Raw genomic sequence first — 17078 nt, forward strand, 5'->3', positions numbered from 1 at the left:
AACTTAAATAAGTTACGAAAAAGGCAGGGATTTCCCTGCCTTTTTGTTTGATCATTTGTCCGGCTTTACGCCGTACCAGCGTGGCGTATAGACCCATTCGCCGCCTGTTGCGCGGTCAAACCGTTGCGTATGAGACGAGCCGACGATCACCACCGTGCGCATATCCACATCGTCGGGCGTCAATTGCCCAAGCGTGGTGACGCGCATTGTCTCCGCCGGTCTGCCGATATCGCGGCCTAGCACAACCGGCGTTTGCGGTGCGCGATGCTGGCGCAGAATTTCCAGCGCACGGCCCAGCTGATGCGGGCGGGCTTTGGAAATAGGATTGTAAAAAGCCATGGCGAGATCAGCTTCTGCGGCCAGCGCCAGCCGCTTTTCGATCACGTCCCATGGTTTCAGATTATCGGACAGCGAGAGAATGCAGAAATCATGGCCGAGCGGTGCACCGCTGCGGGACGCTGCTGCCATCGCAGCCGAGATGCCCGGCTGAATGACCAGTTCCACACCATGCCATGCAGGGTTGTCGGTTTCGTGCAGCGCCTCGACCACGGCAGCCGCCATGGCGAAAACGCCGGGATCGCCAGACGAAACCATCGCCACCGTGCGGCCTGAGGCGGCCAGTTCGAAGGCATGGCGCGCGCGCTGCATTTCCTCGCGATTATCGGTCATATGCACGGTCTGACCGGCATGAAACGGCCCGGCCATGTGCACATAAGTCTCGTAGCCGAGAATATCTTCGGCCTGTTCGAGTTCGCGCTGCACGGCGGGCGTCATCAGATCCCGTGATCCGGGGCCAAGCCCGACCACGACCAGCTTTCCGCGTTTGCGCCCAATCCGCAGCACGTCAGCAGGGGCAGGAGCGACGGCCAGCACGAGGCCGCCCGCTTCGATCAACCGCAGCGGCTGCTCGACTGAAAGATGAGCAAGTGAAAGCGCAGTGTCAGCCGACGGCACAAAGCGTAGCTCTGCGCCGAGTGCGCCTGCCGCTTCATGGATTTGCTGCACAGCGCAGTGACGTTCATGGGCCAGCAGCAGCGCGAGCGATGATCGTGCGAGGCCCGTTTCGTCGAACGCCCGTGTCATTGCTTCCGCAAGATCGTCGGTCGGCTGGTCGATGGCGACGGCCACGACCTGCGGATGATAGATGAGTTCATCCGGCAGCGGCGTGCGCTTTTCTGGCGTGATGCTGACGGTGAGCCTGCCATCGTCGGCGAAAGGCAGCTTCGACGTCTGTAGCCAGCGGGAACGTCCGTTGAGGCGCAGTTTCGCACCTGCCAGAAGATCGGACGTGAAGGCTTTCGCCGCATCCGGATTGGCGAGCGTCAGTTCCGCTGGCGGGTGCAGGAGATTGATTCCGAAGCGCAATTCGCCGGAGGTAGTGATCGCCGGGGCGATTTCAAGTGCGGCGGCGATGGTTCGCGCCATGTCATTGACGCCGGACAGCCCGCCAAGAAGCGGCACTACGGCGCTGCCGTCTTCGGCAATCACCAGAACGGGCGGCTCTATGCGCTTGTTCTGCAAAAGAGGCGCCAGTGCGCGGATGACAATACCGGCGGCGCAGAGCGCTACGACCGGTCGGCCTTCTTCATAGAGGGCGCGTATGGTGTCGCCGAAATGGGCAAATGTCCTGTCGGCACCCGTGACGCGATCCTGAAGTCCAAGCACCTCGGCCTGATCGAGCACGGCGGCAATGCGGCGTGCTGTTACGGTCGCCGCTTCCGCCAACACAACGATAGCCGGCTTCATGCGCCGTTCCATTTCTGGCCGGGAACAAGGATGATCGAGAAATAGGGGCAATCGCTGCCGCTGACGTCCGACAGCGGCACGATGCGCTGATTGGCCATGGTGGCGCGCTCGACATAAAGCGCGCGGTCCATCAGGCTAAGATCGGTCAGCACATCGCGAACCTTGTCGAGATTCTTGCCGAGTTTCATGATGGCGGCGGCACCAGTATCGGCCAGCCTGCGCTTCAATTCGCCGGCTTCCATGACGCCGGAAAGGATCGACAATGTCTGGTTGCGATAGACAAGCGGCGCGCCAAGCACAGCCGAAGCGCCGAGCACCGAACAGACGCCCGGAACCACTGTGGTTTCATAGCTTTCAGCCAACCGGTCATGAATATACATGAACGAGCCATAGAAGAACGGGTCGCCTTCCGCGATCACGGCCACATCCTGTCCCTGATCGAGATATCCGGCGATTGTCGTGGTGATCTCGCCGTAAAAATCGCTGACGATCTGCTCATAATCCATGTGCGCGGGCAGTTTTTCCGTAGTCACCGGATAGATGAGCGGCACCAGAACCTGTTCCGGCGAGAGATAGTCCTCAACAATGGTAAGGGCATTGCCCTTCTTGCCCTTGGCAGCGTGATAGGCCACCACCGGCGCTGATTTTAGCAGCCGAAGCGCCTTCAGTGTGATGAGTTCAGGATCGCCGGGGCCGACACCCAGACCGAAAAGCTTGCCTTTTGTCGTCATTATTCGCGCTCCGAAGCCAGAGCATTGACCGCCGCCGCGGTCATGGCACTGCCGCCGCGTCGTCCGCGCACGATGACATAGGGCACGCCGCGACTATTGGCGGCGAGTTCGTCCTTCGATTCCGCCGCACCGACAAAGCCGACCGGCATGCCGATGATAAGCGCTGGCTTTGGCGCACCGGCATCCAGCATTTCGAAAAGCCGGAAGAGGGCGGTTGGGGCATTGCCGATGGCGACGATGCTTCCTTCGAGATGCGGCAACCACAAATCGAGCGCGGCGGCAGAACGGGTGTTGCCGATTTTCTTCGCCAGTTCAGGAACGGAAGGGTCGTTCAGCGTGCAGATGACCGGGTTGTCGGCAGGCAGGCGCGAGCGGGTGATACCTTCGGCAACCATGCGTGCATCGCAGAGAATCGGTGCGCCTTTGGCAAGCGCCTGTTTGCCAGCCAGACCTGCACCTTCCGAAAAAGCGATGTCGCTCACTACATCCACCATGCCTGAAGCATGGATGACGCGCACGGCGAGTTTTTCGAGATCGGCAGGGATGCGGCTCAGATCCGCCTCGGCGCGGATGATGGCGAAGGAGCGGTCATAGATGGCCTGCCCGTCGCGAATGTAATCAATCATGGTTTCCGCTCTGGTGAGTTGAGAAGGCGCGCGGCAGCGTCAATAGTCACGTCAGTCGCCAATAGCCGCCCGAAACGGGATGGTCCAGCCTTGTCTGCAAAAAAGACATCGTAGCGGCCCGGAGCGCGCGCCAGAAGCGTGTGCGGAAGCGGCGCAAGCGCGGCGCAGGACTTGGCGCAGCCAGTGAGATGGACCGCGTCCGGGCTATCGACGTCAAGGAGCGAGGCCAGTTCTCTCGCGTCGGTCTGTGTGTCGGAGAGGGCAGAGGCGCAACCCTTTGACCCGGTACAACTGCGCAGTCGTGATTGCGGTGCCTGCGCATCGGTCGCAAGGCCGAGCGTATGCAATTGCCGGAGAACTTTGTCGCAATGTGCTGCATCGACATTTGGCAGGATCACGCCCAGCCAAGGCGTCAGGCGGATTTCCCCGCCGCTGACCTTTTGTGAAAGGGCACCGAGTGCCCGCAGTTGCGTCGTATCGAGCCGCCCCAGAAGCGGCATGGCGCCGATGTAGAGCCGTCCGTCAACCTGAACGTGGGCTCCCAGATGGGCGCATGGGCGGGGTTGCCGCCGTTGCCAATTGGCAGCGGAAACGACCGGAAACGGAAGGCTGGCAATCAGTTCTTTCAAAAACTCTTCGACAGCAAGGGTTTCGAAGAGTTGCTTCATTCGCGCCGCGCCTTTGGAGTGGGCAAGAAATAATCGCAGCGCTGCTTCTATAAAGGGCAGCGCATCATCGATTTCCACGCTTCCCAATGCGGTTCCATCGGGCGACGAAGCAAAGCCGAAAGCAAAAATACGACCGTCATCTGTTGCGGATAGCCAAATGTCACCCGGATGAGCAATCATGGCGCAAGCTTCGCCGCCATCGATCTGGAACGAGAATTTTGGCGACAGCGCATGATGGTCGGCGTTGTTCTCAAGCGCTGCCAGCAATTGCCGCGCTAGCGGCGTGACATCGCAAGCTTGATCGCGGTCTATACCGGATGTGGGGCTGACCATGACGTTGCGAATGTCATCCGCAGCGGGGTTATCGGCACCAAAACCTGCTTGATAAAGTGCTGTGACTGCTTGTTCCCAGTTCTCAGGCGCGATGGCGCGCAGCTGGATATTGGAGCGAATCGAAAGTTCCACAGCGCCGGGACCGAATTTTTCGGCAATCTCGGCCAGCGCAAAAGCCTGATCGGCGGTGAGCCGTCCGAGCGGCAGTTTGATGCGCGCAATGGCACCGTCGAGCGCCATAACCATGCGCGACAGGCCCGGACAGGCATTTCGCCTGTCAAACGGTTCGATCTTTGTCGCGGTGGTCTGCTGGTTCAACATGATTGCCTTATACGCCGCCCGTGCCGGGCCGGAAAGTAGGAACCGCCTTTGGGACTTGCGCTTGTCACCGTCGCACCCTACGAACGAAGAAAACGGAGCAAAGAGCATGGCTTGCTGGCTGACGGTCATCGGCATCGGCGAAGACGGTTTGAATGGGCTTGGCGAGACTGCGCGGCAGGCCCTTGCTTCGGCTGATTTGATTTTTGGTGGCAAGCGGCATTTGGGGCTCATCGGTGAAACACCCGGTGCCCGGCAGATTGCATGGCCTTCGCCCTTCGATGATGCTTTTCCGATGATTGCTGCCGAGCGCGGCAAGTCAGTCGTGGTTCTGGCCAGCGGCGATCCGATGCATTACGGCATGGGCGCTTCGCTGACCCGGCATTTTTCTCCGGATGAAATGCTTGTCTTGCCTTATCCGTCGTCATTTTCGCTGGCTGCGGCGCGTATGGGCTGGTCGCTGCAGGACGTGTGTTGCCTCAGCGTGCACGGGCGTCCGCTGGACGTGCTGGCAAAGCATATTCTGCCCGGCATCAAATTGCTGATCCTCAGCAATGACGGCACCACGCCTGAAAAAATCGCAACGATGCTGGCGGCACGCGGTTTTGGATCAAGCCGCATCGATGTGCTGGAACATCTGGGTGGCCCCAAAGAAACGCATAAGCGCGGTATTGCAGGTGCATGGACAGTTCCCGCCGGTGCCGATCTGAATGTCGTCGCCGTGGAATGCATTGCAGAGCCGGATGCGAAAATTCTTCCCAGCGTGATAGGCCTGCCTGATGAAGCCTTCGAAAATGATGGTCAACTGACGAAGCGCGATATTCGCGCCGTGACACTGTCGCGGCTGGCGCCGCTGCCTGGCGAAATTCTGTGGGATGTCGGCGCGGGGTGCGGCTCCATCGGTATCGAGTGGATGCGCACCCATGCTTCCTGTCGTGCCATCGCCATCGAGGCGCATGAAGAGCGGCAAGGCATGATCGCCCGCAATCGCGATGCGCTGGGCGTACCCGGTTTGCAGATCGTTTCCGGTGAAGCGCCGGGCGCTCTCGCAGGACTGGAAACGCCGGACGCGATTTTCATCGGTGGCGGCGTCACGGATGAAGGCGTGTTGCAAGCCTGTTGGGATGCACTGAAACCCGGCGGACGGCTGGTTGCGAATGCCGTGACCTTGCAAAGCGAAATGCAGCTTTTCGGCTGGCGGCAGCGCTTTGGCGGAGAACTCGTGCGGCTTTCCGTGGCACAAGCCGGTGCGCTTGGCTCGTTCGATGTATGGCGGCAGGCACTGCCTGTCACGCTATATTGCGCGATCAAAGACAAATGATGACTTGAATTGTCATCTTATATTCGGGTAAGGCTGACGCATCATTTCATCCGATGGAGGATGGGTCGTGTCCGAACTCAACGCCAATACCCGTTTCACGCTGACCAATGCTGGTCACATCGTCAATCAACTGCTCGATCATTTCGTCGAACATGCTGATGTGCAGCGTGACGAGACGCATGCGAAACTCGTTTTGAGCTTCGGTCAGGCCGATGTTCAATGGGATAACGAGACGGTCAGCGTCGATGTCAAAAGCGATGATGAGACCGGCCTTGCCTATATGAAATATTCCATCGCTGAGCATGTGCTGGAATTTCTGGAGAAGGGCAGCCCCACGCCGAAAATCATCTGGCAGGGCGATGGCGCGGCGGGACTGCCGCTGCCTTACTTCCGCGAAATGCAGGTGGTGGCGGTGTCCAATGTCACGCCGCATATGCGTCGCGTGCGCCTGAAAGGCGACAACCTCCAGCGGTTTTCGCATACCGGGCTGCATATCCGCCTTCTGTTCCCGCCAAAGGGGCTGGCAAAGCCACAATGGCCGGTGACGGGTGAGGACGGGCGTCCGGCATGGCCGGAAGGCGATGCCAAGCTTGCAACCCGTGTCTATACCATCCGCAATATCGATCCTGAAGCGGGCTGGGTCGATATCGACATGGTTGTGCATGGTGATGATTGCGACGCTCCGGGTTCGGGTTGGGCGCTTAACGCCAAGCCGGGCGATATTGTCGGCATGACTGGTCCGGGCGGTGGCGATGCAGGCGATGCCAAATGGTATCTGCTCGCAGGCGACGAAACCGCGCTGCCCGCCATCGGGCGCATTCTCGAACGACTGCCTGAAGATGCAAAGGCCGTTGTGCGCATTGAAATCGGCGATCAGGCCGAGGAACAGAAGCTTGTCTCGCGTGCGAATCTCGATGTGCAATGGCTGAACCGCAATGGCGCCGAAGCTGGCACCACCACGCTGTTGCAGGATGCGGTGCGCGCGGTCGAACTGCCGGAAGGCGAGGAAGACATTTATGTCTGGGCGGGTTGCGAGTTCAATGCCTTCCGCAATATTCGCAGCTATATGCGCAAGGAGCGTAACGTTCCGAAGAATCGCCAGCTGATTGTCGCCTATTGGCGGCGCGGCCAGGACGGGGACAATGCCCGCAAAGCTTCTGAGGAATAAAAAAGGGGACCGAAAGGTCCCCTTTTTGTTGTGTCATGCGGCTGGTTTCAGCGCCGGAAACCTTCACTCGCGCGCATCAGGTTTTTGGTATAGTCGGCGTGAATATTGCCGGTGACGAGATCGCCAGCCTGTAATTGTTCAACCACTTCGCCGTTGCGCATCACTGCAAGGCGGTCGCACATATGGGTGACGACACCAAGATCGTGGCTCACCATGATGAAGGTGAGGTTGCGGTCACGGCGAACCTGTTCAAGCAGGTTCAGCACTTCCGCCTGTACCGATGCGTCGAGCGCCGAAGTTGGTTCGTCGAGCAGCAGAATGCTCGGTTCCACGATCAATGCGCGGGCAATGGCGATGCGCTGGCGCTGACCGCCCGAAAGCTGGTGCGGATAGCGGAAGCGGAAGCCCGAGCCGAGCCCCACTTCATCCAATGCGCGCACGATGCGCTGTTCGGCATCGCCGACACCATGAATGGCGAGCGGTTCCAGCAAAAGCCGGTCCACCGTCTGGCGCGGATGCAGGGAGCCATAAGGGTCCTGAAACACCATCTGCACCTTGCGATAGAAGGCCTTGTCGCGTGGTGTCTTGAGAGGTGCGCCGTCGATACGGATTTCGCCATCGTCAATCGGCGCAAGCCCCGCGACTGCGCGCAGAAGTGTGGACTTGCCCGAACCGGATTCGCCGACGAGACCATAGGATTCGCCCTGCGCCACATGGACGCTGACCGACTTCAACGCATGGAAATGGTCGAAATAGACATCAATATTGTCGACGCTCAGTGCTGGTGCCGTACTCATAGCTTCCAGGCCTCCTCACGCTGCAAGGTGGGCAGAGGATGGCGGTCGGCTCCGATTTTCGGCATGCAGTTCAGCAATCCTTGCGTATAGGGATGTTTCGCATTGGCAAGATCCTTGGCCGCGATCTCTTCGACGATGCGGCCCGCATACATCACGATGACGCGGTCGCAGAAGGACGAAACAAGGCGCAGGTCATGGCTGACGAAGATCAGCCCCATGCCGCGTTCGGCCACCAGCTTGTCGAGAATGCCCAGCACTTCGAGCTGCACCGTCACGTCGAGCGCCGAAGTCGGTTCGTCGGCAATCAGCAGTTCCGGCTCGGCCACGAGCATCATGGCGATCATCACGCGCTGGCCCATCCCGCCCGAAACCTCGTGCGGATAGAGTTTCATGACGCGTTCCGGATCGCGAATCTGCACCGCTTCCAGCATGGCCATCGAGCGCGTGCGAATTTCTCCGCTGCTGTATTTGCCGTGCGCTTTCAGCGTTTCGGCAATCTGCTTGCCGATGGTCATCACAGGATTGAGCGAATATTTCGGGTCCTGCAACACCATGGCGATGCGGCCGCCGCGTAAGGAGCGGCGTTCACGGGCCGAAATGTTGAGGAGATCGATGCCGTCGAAATTAAGCGTCTTGGCCGTAATCTGCGCGTGGAGTGGCGTCAGACCCATGATGGCGCGCCCGGTCTGGGACTTGCCTGAACCGGATTCGCCAACGATGCCAAGGCGTTCGCGGCCCAGCTCAAAGCTGACACCACGGACAGCCTCGATGGCCCCCGTGCGCGTCGGGAAGGTGACGCGCAGGTCTTCTACTGTCAGAAGCGGCTTCATTGGTTGTTACCCCGCGGATCAAGCGCATCGCGCAGACCATCGCCCAGCAGGTTGAAGCCGAGGCTGACGATCAGGATCGCAATGCCGGGCATGGCGGCAACCCACCATTGGTCGAGGATGAAACGGCGACCCGATGCGATCATCGCGCCCCATTCCGGCAGTGGCGGCTGTGCGCCGAGGCCGAGGAAGCCCAGGCCCGCTGCCGTTAGAATGATGCCCGCCATGTCGAGTGTCACACGGACGATCAGCGACGAGGTGCAAAGCGGCATGATGTGGCGCACGACAATGCGGATCGGCGAAGCACCCATCAGGCGGACCGCCGAAATATAGTCGGAATTGCGCACCGTCAGCGTTTCGGCGCGCGCGATGCGCGCATAAGGCGGCCATGAGGTGATCGCGATGGCGATGATGGCGTTTTCGATGCCCGGTCCCAGCGCCGCCACGAAGGCAAGCGCCAGAATGAGTTTCGGGAAGGCCAGGAAGATGTCGGTGATGCGCATCAGCACGGCATCGACCCAGCCGCCCGCATAACCGGCCACTGTGCCGACCAGCAGGCCGATTGGGGCCGCAATGATCGCAACCAGCAGCACGACATAGAGCGTCAGGCGGGAACCGTGAATGAGGCGCGAAAGAATATCGCGACCCTGATCGTCGGTGCCGAGCAGATAGCCGGGGCTTCCCGGCGGCAGCAGGCGGGCATTGGCCAGATCGCCGACAACCGGCGAATGCGGCGCCAGCACATCGGCGAGCGCTGCAACGACCAGCAGTCCGATGATGATCAGGAGGCCGAGAACGGCCAGCTTGTTGGCGGTGAACCGCCGCCAGACCATATAGGCGCGACCGAGGCGGGCCTGCGTACGTGACTGGGGCCGCTCGGTAAGCAGCCATTCACGCCAAGAGAGGTTGGAATTATCTGTCATTTGGCTCATCGTGCGCGCGTCCTTGGATCGAGAAGCCGATAGAGAAGATCGGACACGAGGTTGAGCGCGATAAAGACCGACCCGATAACAATGGTGCCACCGAGAACGGCATTCATATCAGCGTTTTGTAGCGAATTGGTGATGTAGAGACCAAGGCCCGGCCAGGAGAAGATGGTTTCGGTCAGAACCGAACCTTCCAGAAGCCCGGCATAGGAAAGCGCAATCACGGTCACCAGCGGCACGGCGGCATTGCGCAAAGCGTGGCCCCAGATGATGCGGGTTTCCGAAATGCCCTTGGCGCGCGCCGCGACGATATATTCCTGATCAAGCTCGTTGAGCATGAAGGAACGCGTCATGCGGCTGATATAGGCAAGCGAGAAATAGCCAAGCAGTGCCGATGGCAGGATAAGGTGGGAGACAATATCCTTGAGGGCTGGCCAGTCGCGCTGAAGGATCGCGTCGATCAGGTAGAAGCCGGTGATCGGCGTGAACGTGTATTCGAATGTAATGTCGATGCGTCCGGGACCGGAGGTCCAGCCGAGACGGGCATAGAAGATCAGCAGCGCAAGCATGCCGAGCCAGAAGATCGGCACGGAGTAACCGACAAGGCCGATAACGCGCACGATCTGGTCAATGATGCTGCCGCGTTTGACGGCTGCGAGCACGCCGAGCGGAATGCCGAACACGGCGCCGATGATCGTGCCGAGTGTGGCCAGTTCCATCGTGGCCGGGAATACGCGGCGAATGTCGGTCATGACCGGATTGGTCGTGAGCACCGAAGTGCCGAAATCGCCTTGCAGCACGCCTTTCACGTAAAGAAAGAACTGCTGGTAATAGGGCAAATTGAAGCCCATTTCCTCGCGCACGCGGGCGACGACATGCGCAGGCGCGCGGTCGCCGACGATGGCCAGCACAGGGTCAATCGGCACGACGCGACCGATGAAGAATGTTACGGCCAAAAGGCCCAGATAGGTCGTGACGACGATGACCAGAAAACTGGCTATCGACGCGGCAAGGGCCGATGAACGCCGCGGCGCTCGCCTAACCTTTTTGGTGGTTTCAGTGTTACTCAATGTTTTGACCGCTTCCGATGATGAGTGCGTTCAGAACAGGGTCCGGTCTGACGCTCGATCATCTTTGCTTGAAAAAAGCTCTGGAGCGGCTTTCCTTTTTGATTCAGAAAACCGCTCCATCTCCTTGTTTTAAAGCCGGTTAGGCACATTCATGCGCCGAGGCTTGGCCGACTATTCCTTGGTGATGTTTACCAGCGGATTGGAGTCGAAGGTCGGGCCGAGCTTGTAACCCTTCACATTGCCCGCGATACCGGCTGTTTCGATCTGCTGGAACAGCATCACGAACGGGCTCTGGTCGAGCGCTTCCTGCTGAAGCTTCTTGTAGATCTCGGCGCGCTTTTCGTTGTCGCGTTCCAGAAGAGCAGACTGCGTCTGCTTGGTCAGCTCAGGAATGTCCCAGGCGTTGCGCCACGCAAGCGTCTTGTTGGCGGCGTCGTCCTTATTATCCGGATTGCTCGTGAAAGCTTCGGCATTGGAATTCGGATCCCAATAGTCCATGCCCCACTGGCCGATATACATGTCGTGGTTACGCGCACGATATTTGGTCAGGGTCTGCTTGCCATCGCCCGGGATGATTTCGATCTTCACGCCAGCCTGAGCAGCGCTCTGCTGGAAGGATTCGGCAATGCCGGTCACCGGCTGCGTGTTGCGCACGTCGAAGGTCACGGAAAGACCGTCCTTCAGACCTGCCTTGGCGAGAAGTTCCTTCGCCTTTGCAACGTCGTATTTGTAGGGTGCAGCATCGAGCGCGCCCAGAACGCCCTTAGCCTGATAGGTCTGGCGGATTTCGCCAATGCCTTTGATGAGGGTCGAACCGATTGCATCATAATCGACCAGATATTTGAACGCTTCGCGAACTTCCGGCTTGGCTAGGTTCTCGTTCTTCTGGTTGAGGCTGATATAGTAGACCGTACCCTTCGCGGCGCTGGTCGTCGTCAGCTTGTCGTTTTTCTGAACGGCTTCGTAGTCGCCGGGTTCCAGATTACGCGCCACATCGACGTCACCCGATTCAAGCATCAGGCGCTGTGTCGCGCTTTCCTTGACGTGACGATAGAAAACGCGCTTCAGCTTGGCCTTTTCGCCGTAATAATTGTCGTTGCGTTCCAGAATGACGACTTCATTGGCGCGCCATTCACGGATCGCGAACGGACCGGAGCCTGCCGACTTGGTCTTCAGCCATGCATTGGCATAGTCGGTGTCGTATTTGTAGTCGTCGGTCGGTGTGACCTTTGCGGCATGCTCTTCGAGAAGCTTCTTGTCGACGACTGCGGCGACGGTCGCGGTCAGGCAGTTCAGCACGAAGCTTGGTGCGTATGGCTTGTCCACGGTGAAGACGAAAGTCGTGTCGTCTACGGCTTTCGCCTTTTCGTTGACATTATCCTTGGTCAGGCCGAACTGGGTCAGGATGAAGGCCGGGCTCTTGTCCAGACGCACGGCGCGTTCGAAGGAATAAGCCACGTCAGCAGAGGTAATCGGGTTGCCGGAAGCGAACTTGATGTCCTTTTTCAGCTTGAACGTGTAGGTCAGGCCGTCGTCGGAAACGGTCCAGCTTTCCGCCACGCCCGGCACGACTTTCGACGTGTCGTTGATGTCGAGGCGAACGAGCATGTCATAGGCATTACCGATGAATTCAGCCGGGCTGAGTTCGAAGGATTCTGCCGGGTCGAGCGTGATGGTGTCATCAATCGCCCATGCCTGGACGAGCGTGTCGGCTGGCGTGGCCGACAGGGCCGGATTGGCAGCCATAACGGCAGCAAGTGCTGCACCAGCGGCGAGGATGCGAAAACGTCCGAAATGCATCATGATTGAGTTCCCTTTCTGTATTTTTGTTGGGATTTTGTTGAATTGTATTTGTATCTCAGGCTTCGTGCCATGCCTGTTTCAGAACCCTGATCCAGTTGTCCCGGCAAAGCTTCGCCAGTTCCTCATCGTTATATCCGGCCTCTCGCAAGGCCGTGACGAGGTTCTGCGTTCCGGCGGCATCGGAGATTTCGGCTGGGATGGTCGCGCCGTCATAATCGGAACCGAGCGCCACGCAGTCGATCCCCATGCGGTCAACCATGTAATCGATGTGGCGAACCATATCGGACATCGGCGTGTTGGCATCTTCCTTGCCATCGGCGCGCAGCATGGTGGTGGCGTAGTTGAGACCCGCAAGCCCCTTGCTTTCGCGGATGGCATCCAGCTGCTTGTCCGTCAGATTCCGGGCCACGGGCGTCAGGGCATGGGCATTGGAGTGGCTGGCGATCAGCGGCTGGTCGCTGAGTTCAGCCACATCCCAGAAGCCTTGCTCGGTGATATGGGCGAGATCGATCAGAATACCCTTGCGGTTGCACGCCTTGACGAGACGCTTGCCCGCTTCCGTGAGACCGGGACCGGTATCCGGGTTCATCGGGTAAGAGAAGGGCACGCCGTGACCGAAAATATTGTTGCGGCTCCACACAGGGCCAAGCGAACGCAGGCCAAGCGCGTAGAAGACATCGAGCGCGGCAAGATCGGCGTCAATCGCCTCGCAGCCTTCCATGTGCAGAACGGCGGCAAAGGTGTCGCTGTTCAGCGTTTCATCGAGCTCGCGGCCATTGCGGCACAGTTTCCACGCGCCAGCTTCTTCAAGGCGGAGTGCGATGGATGCGATTTCGATGGCGATGTCGAGGGAAGGAGGGCGCTTGAGCGGCGGAGAAAGCGGCGTGTCGTAATGGCCATTGGCGTCGGGTTTGCCAAGTTCGATATGATGGCCGGACGGCACATAGATGGCGCAAATGCCGCCAGCGAGACCGCCTTTGCGGGAGCGCGGCGCATCAATGTGGCCGGTTTGCGTTCCGTCGATGAATTCCCGGATGGGATCGTCGCCGTTTCTGGAGTTTTCCCAGAGCCTCAGAAGGACATCGTTATGCCCATCGAAAACACGCTGCATGCTATCTTCCTGGCTGAGTGATAAAGCGTTGTTTTAGCACTCGATTAAATAAAATCACGCAACGGGAAGAATTTGTATCGGCATATTTGCATAAAATTTAAACACAATAGCCACGCGCCTAATCCCCAATCGCACATCCCTATAAGATAGGAGCCGGTGCCGGAGTCAAGAGATACGAAAGCGGACGAACTCTTTTGAAAGCAAAGAAATCGGTGCAAAAAGAAAGGGCTACGGTTGACCCGCAGCCCTTGTGCAAAAATGGAATTGCCTTATGCAGAAACGGTATAGGGCTTATATCGCTTTAGAAGCGATAGTTCAGACCGGCCTTGATGGCGTGGTTCTTGAGGTTGTTGCGCTGCGAAACGCCGTTGACCTCAGACTTCACGTCGCCGAAACGCTGGAAGTCGTATTCAGCCTTCACCGAAAGCGGGCCGGTCAGGGCCTGTTCGACGCCAGCACCAACCAGCGCGCCGCCTTCCCAGCCTGGACCTGACGTGGTGTTGTCCTTCGCCTTGAAGCGCGTTGCGCCATAGCCGAGAGTGCCATAAACCAGCGTCTTGTCGAAGGCGTAACCGGCTTTGACCTTGGCATTGGTGTTCCAAGACTGCTGGAGGCTGCCGCCATTACCGATGCGGTGTTCGGCTTCCGCGAAATTGGCTTCGACTTCACCGCCAACGACGAAATTGCCGCTCTGGATGTTCTTACCGGCGACAACGCCACCGAGCACACCAGCGCGATTCGTAAACGGGCCGGGGATCTTCGAGGACGATGCACCGACCTGTGCGCCGACATAATTGCCGGACCAGTCGTGCGGGCCTTCGGCAACCGGCTCGTTGTAGGAATAATCGTTCGAACCCATCATATCGGCAGCGAATGCCGGGGCTGCGATGGCCATGATGCTGGCGCTGAGCGCCACTGCGGTAAAGGTACGCTTCAACATTTTATACTCCGTTTTCCCATCCGGAACGCTGATGGAAAATATGCAAGATCTGTTTGGCAAAGACGGGCCTTCCCGTCTTCGGTTCGGTTGCCTTCTGTTGGGTGATTGTGACTAAATTTAAGAAAATTCGAGCGAATTCCACCCGTCGCACAGCCATTCTTCGCACTATGCTTAACAAGTGGTAACGATCTCCAACAGGCCAGCCCTGACGGCTTCACATCAGGTTCTGCTTTCTGAAGCTGATGCATTTTTCCTTGCCGACAATGATGTGGTCGTGCACCGCGATTTTCAAAGGTTTGGCAGCCGCAATCAACGCATGTGTCATCTCGATGTCGGGTCGCGACGGCGATGGATCGCCTGAAGGGTGATTGTGGACGAGAATGATCGCCGTTGCCGCAAGCTCCAGCGCCCGGTGAACCACTTCCCGTATATAGACCGGCGTATGGTCGACCGTGCCTCGCTGCTGTACCTCATCGGCAATGAGCCGATTCTTCTTGTCCAGAAACAGAATGCGGAATTGTTCGCGTGTCTCATGCGCCATGGCGGCAGCGCAGTAGTCGATCACCTTTTCCCAGACTGTGAAAACCTCGCGCTTCATAACCTTGCTGCGCGCACTGCGTTTGTAAACGGCTTCTATGATCTTGAGGTCGCGCGCCACGGAGGGGCCCGCGCCCGGTACTTCGGCGATGAGCGTTTCGGAAGCGCCGAGCACTTCCGCAAGCGTGCCGAAGCGGGTCAGCAAGGCCTTTGCGATGGGTTTGGTATCCGCACGCGGGATAACGCGAAAGAGCAGGAGTTCAAGCAGTTCATAATCGGCAAGCGCATCGGGCGCGGTCTGAAAGCGTTGCTTCAGGCGATCCCGGTGGCCGACGTGATGCGGCTGCTTCGCCACTTTCGGCGTCAGCTGGAGCGTGTCGCTGAAACCGGGAATGTTGTAGCTCCCCGGTCTATCCGTCTTCCTTGTCATTCTGTTTAAACCCCCGCAAAAACAGATGAGACTATAGTTTCAGTTTTATCGCATTGATGCCGGGCCAAACATATTGGCCGGTGACAATGTGAATATTTCGCAGCCGTCCTTGGTAACGCCAACCGTATGTTCATACTGGGCGGTCAGCGAGCGGTCACGCGTCACGGCAGTCCAGCCGTCCGCCAGCACTTTTACATGCGGCTTGCCGAGATTGATCATCGGCTCAATGGTGAAGATCATGCCTTCCTTGATTTCCACGCCTTCGTTCGGCGTGCCGTAATGAAGGATATTCGGCGCGTCGTGGAAAAGCTGACCAACGCCATGGCCGCAGAAATCACGCACCACGGAGCAGCGCTCGCCTTCGGCATAGGTCTGGATTGCAGCGCCGATAGCGCCGGTCTTCACGCCCGGCTTGACGACCGCAATGCCGCGCAACAGGCTTTCATAGGTGACTTCCAACAGACGTTCGGCAGCGCGCTTGATCTCGCCCACCGCATACATACGGCTGGAATCGCCATGCCAGCCGTCGAGCAGATAGGTCACGTCGATATTGACGATATCGCCTTCGCGCAGTGGCTTGTCGTTCGGGATGCCATGGCAGACAACGTGGTTGATCGACGTGCAGGTCGATTTGGTATAGCCACGATAGTTGAGCGTCGCCGGGAAGGCGCCTTGATCCATGCCGAATTCGAAAACGAAGCGGTCGATTTCATTGGTGGTCACGCCGGGCTTCACGATGTCGTTCAGCGCATCGAGGCAGCGTGCGGTCAGGTTGCACACCTTGCGCATCGCCTCGAAGGCGTCCGGGCCATAAAGCCTGATCTGGCCGGTATATTTCATGGGGGCGCTTGTCGCTTCGATATAAGTTACCATTACTAGATCCGTCTTTGTCTATTCAATTGGCACCAGCTCGGTGGCGACAATGCTTTTGTCCGTTATGTGGCATCGAACGGCCCATGCCTCAACCCCGGATGCGACGGCGCGCTCAAAAGCGCGTGCATATACAGGGTCGAGATCGCCGGAAATGCTGAATTTGCTGCAATCGCTTCGCTGGATAATAAACAACATCACACCACGATGACCAGCGGCAACACTGTCGGCCAGCTCATTGAGATGTTTTGTCCCGCGCGCGGTCACCGTATCGGGAAATTCCGCAAGGCCAGCCGTGCGGGTGAAGTGCACGTTTTTGACTTCCACGTAGGCGCGGGGCAGGGCACCTTCGTCGAGCAGAATGTCGATGCGGGAATTCTGTCCGTATTTCTGCTCACGCTTGAGGCTGGCATAGCCGCCGAGGCTCGGAATGAGACCGGCGAGTATCGCCTCTTCGGCGATTCTGTTCGGCAACCCGGTGTTGACGCCGACCAAAGTGCCGTCAGCTTCGATGATCTGCAGCGTGTGGGCATATTTGCGGTGGGGCGCATCGGAAACGCTGAGCCAGGCGCGAGAGCCGGGCGTCGTCAGGCCGAGCATGGAGCCGGTATTGGGCACTGCCGCCGTAATGAAGCGGCCATCGTCGAGCGTTACGTCTGCGAGAAATCTTTTATAGCGGCGTTCGAGCCTGCCGGAGACAAGGGGTGTTGGGAATAACATAAAGCTTTCTGAACAGTTTGGACGGAATGGCGAAATGTTTGTCCGCCTAACGCCGCAAAAAGTCAAAAGCACAATCGTTGCTTGTTATCGCTCGTTTCAGAAAAGAGCCTTGATAACATCTGCCCAGCTCAGATCC

Annotated in this window: 16 protein-coding genes; 2 read left to right on the plus strand and 14 right to left on the minus strand. The window is 58.5% G+C overall.

Annotation, left to right across the window (positions count from 1 at the left end):
- Positions 1–51: 51 nt before the first annotated feature.
- From cobJ to cobG, 4 genes are read right to left on the minus strand one after another with little or no spacing between them, the layout of a single operon-like run.
- Positions 52–1746, minus strand: coding sequence for a precorrin-3B C(17)-methyltransferase (cobJ, locus tag WIX40_RS01305; protein WP_181376096.1), 1695 nt, complete (start codon positions 1744–1746; stop codon positions 52–54).
- Positions 1743–2477: a precorrin-2 C(20)-methyltransferase gene (locus WIX40_RS01310; protein ID WP_109369273.1), complete on the minus strand. Its 735-nt coding sequence runs from the start codon at positions 2475–2477 to the stop codon at positions 1743–1745. The genes cobJ and WIX40_RS01310 overlap by 4 nt, the downstream gene beginning before the upstream one ends.
- Positions 2477–3103 carry a precorrin-8X methylmutase gene (locus WIX40_RS01315; protein WP_109369272.1) on the minus strand — a complete coding sequence of 209 codons (627 nt, stop codon included), beginning with the start codon at positions 3101–3103 and terminating at the stop codon, positions 2477–2479. The genes WIX40_RS01310 and WIX40_RS01315 overlap by 1 nt, the downstream gene beginning before the upstream one ends.
- Positions 3100–4425, minus strand: a complete 1326-nt coding sequence (cobG, locus tag WIX40_RS01320) for a precorrin-3B synthase (protein ID WP_339438072.1) — start codon at positions 4423–4425, stop codon at positions 3100–3102. The genes WIX40_RS01315 and cobG overlap by 4 nt, the downstream gene beginning before the upstream one ends.
- Before the next feature lie 106 nt (positions 4426–4531).
- Between cobG and cbiE the strand changes: the two genes are divergently transcribed.
- Both cbiE and WIX40_RS01330 read left to right on the plus strand, forming a co-directional pair.
- Positions 4532–5743 carry a precorrin-6y C5,15-methyltransferase (decarboxylating) subunit CbiE gene (gene cbiE, locus WIX40_RS01325; protein ID WP_109369270.1) on the plus strand — a complete coding sequence of 404 codons (1212 nt, stop codon included), beginning with the start codon at positions 4532–4534 and terminating at the stop codon, positions 5741–5743.
- 67 nt (positions 5744–5810) lie between these two features.
- Positions 5811–6911, plus strand: coding sequence for a siderophore-interacting protein (locus tag WIX40_RS01330; RefSeq protein WP_109369269.1), 1101 nt, complete (start codon positions 5811–5813; stop codon positions 6909–6911).
- Positions 6912–6958: 47 nt separating this feature from the next.
- Here WIX40_RS01330 and WIX40_RS01335 read toward each other — a convergent pair whose 3' ends face one another.
- From WIX40_RS01335 to sfsA, 10 genes are all read right to left on the minus strand, one after another.
- A complete protein-coding gene (locus WIX40_RS01335) occupies positions 6959–7708 on the minus strand; it encodes an ABC transporter ATP-binding protein (RefSeq protein WP_121536338.1) in 750 nt (249 codons plus the stop codon).
- A complete protein-coding gene (locus WIX40_RS01340; RefSeq protein WP_109369267.1) occupies positions 7705–8538 on the minus strand; it encodes an ABC transporter ATP-binding protein in 834 nt (277 codons plus the stop codon). Before WIX40_RS01340 ends, WIX40_RS01335 begins: the two co-directional genes overlap by 4 nt.
- Positions 8535–9467, minus strand: coding sequence for an ABC transporter permease (locus WIX40_RS01345; protein ID WP_121536336.1), 933 nt, complete (start codon positions 9465–9467; stop codon positions 8535–8537). The genes WIX40_RS01340 and WIX40_RS01345 overlap by 4 nt, the downstream gene beginning before the upstream one ends.
- On the minus strand, positions 9464–10531 hold the full coding sequence (locus WIX40_RS01350; protein ID WP_109369265.1) for an ABC transporter permease: 1068 nt from the start codon (positions 10529–10531) through the stop codon (positions 9464–9466). Before WIX40_RS01350 ends, WIX40_RS01345 begins: the two co-directional genes overlap by 4 nt.
- 171 nt (positions 10532–10702) lie before the next feature.
- Positions 10703–12334, minus strand: a complete 1632-nt coding sequence (locus WIX40_RS01355) for an ABC transporter substrate-binding protein (protein ID WP_109369264.1) — start codon at positions 12332–12334, stop codon at positions 10703–10705.
- A 55-nt stretch (positions 12335–12389) separates the two neighbouring features.
- Positions 12390–13445: a dipeptidase gene (locus tag WIX40_RS01360; protein WP_121536334.1), complete on the minus strand. Its 1056-nt coding sequence runs from the start codon at positions 13443–13445 to the stop codon at positions 12390–12392.
- A gap of 301 nt (positions 13446–13746) precedes the next feature.
- Complete coding sequence (locus WIX40_RS01365) at positions 13747–14385, minus strand: outer membrane protein (protein WP_109369262.1); 639 nt, start codon at positions 14383–14385, stop codon at positions 13747–13749.
- Positions 14386–14599: 214 nt separating this feature from the next.
- Positions 14600–15352, minus strand: a complete 753-nt coding sequence (gene radC / locus WIX40_RS01370) for a RadC family protein (protein WP_121536332.1) — start codon at positions 15350–15352, stop codon at positions 14600–14602.
- Between the two features lie 45 nt (positions 15353–15397).
- Positions 15398–16225 carry a type I methionyl aminopeptidase gene (gene map, locus WIX40_RS01375; RefSeq protein ID WP_109369260.1) on the minus strand — a complete coding sequence of 276 codons (828 nt, stop codon included), beginning with the start codon at positions 16223–16225 and terminating at the stop codon, positions 15398–15400.
- 18 nt (positions 16226–16243) lie between these two features.
- Positions 16244–16942: a DNA/RNA nuclease SfsA gene (sfsA, locus tag WIX40_RS01380; RefSeq protein ID WP_109369259.1), complete on the minus strand. Its 699-nt coding sequence runs from the start codon at positions 16940–16942 to the stop codon at positions 16244–16246.
- Positions 16943–17078 lie beyond the last annotated feature (136 nt).

Origin of the sequence: Ochrobactrum teleogrylli, from assembly GCF_037482325.1 — a bacterium.
In the GTDB taxonomy this organism is placed as follows: Bacteria; Pseudomonadota; Alphaproteobacteria; order Rhizobiales; family Rhizobiaceae; genus Brucella; species Brucella teleogrylli.

Bases quoted from the DNA above. Each gene is read 5' to 3' on its own strand.
- cobJ (WP_181376096.1), bottom strand. From the start codon at position 1,746: ATGAAGCCGGCTATCGTTGTGTTGGCGGAAGCGGCGACCGTAACAGCA.
- WIX40_RS01310 (WP_109369273.1), bottom strand. From the start codon at position 2,477: ATGACGACAAAAGGCAAGCTTTTCGGTCTGGGTGTCGGCCCCGGCGAT.
- WIX40_RS01315 (WP_109369272.1), bottom strand. From the start codon at position 3,103: ATGATTGATTACATTCGCGACGGGCAGGCCATCTATGACCGCTCCTTC.
- cobG (WP_339438072.1), bottom strand. From the start codon at position 4,425: ATGTTGAACCAGCAGACCACCGCGACAAAGATCGAACCGTTTGACAGG.
- cbiE (WP_109369270.1), top strand. From the start codon at position 4,532: ATGGCTTGCTGGCTGACGGTCATCGGCATCGGCGAAGACGGTTTGAAT.
- WIX40_RS01335 (WP_121536338.1), bottom strand. From the start codon at position 7,708: ATGAGTACGGCACCAGCACTGAGCGTCGACAATATTGATGTCTATTTC.
- WIX40_RS01340 (WP_109369267.1), bottom strand. From the start codon at position 8,538: ATGAAGCCGCTTCTGACAGTAGAAGACCTGCGCGTCACCTTCCCGACG.
- WIX40_RS01345 (WP_121536336.1), bottom strand. From the start codon at position 9,467: ATGAGCCAAATGACAGATAATTCCAACCTCTCTTGGCGTGAATGGCTG.
- WIX40_RS01355 (WP_109369264.1), bottom strand. From the start codon at position 12,334: ATGATGCATTTCGGACGTTTTCGCATCCTCGCCGCTGGTGCAGCACTT.
- WIX40_RS01360 (WP_121536334.1), bottom strand. From the start codon at position 13,445: ATGCAGCGTGTTTTCGATGGGCATAACGATGTCCTTCTGAGGCTCTGG.
- WIX40_RS01365 (WP_109369262.1), bottom strand. From the start codon at position 14,385: ATGTTGAAGCGTACCTTTACCGCAGTGGCGCTCAGCGCCAGCATCATG.
- radC (WP_121536332.1), bottom strand. From the start codon at position 15,352: ATGACAAGGAAGACGGATAGACCGGGGAGCTACAACATTCCCGGTTTC.
- map (WP_109369260.1), bottom strand. From the start codon at position 16,225: ATGGTAACTTATATCGAAGCGACAAGCGCCCCCATGAAATATACCGGC.
- sfsA (WP_109369259.1), bottom strand. From the start codon at position 16,942: ATGTTATTCCCAACACCCCTTGTCTCCGGCAGGCTCGAACGCCGCTAT.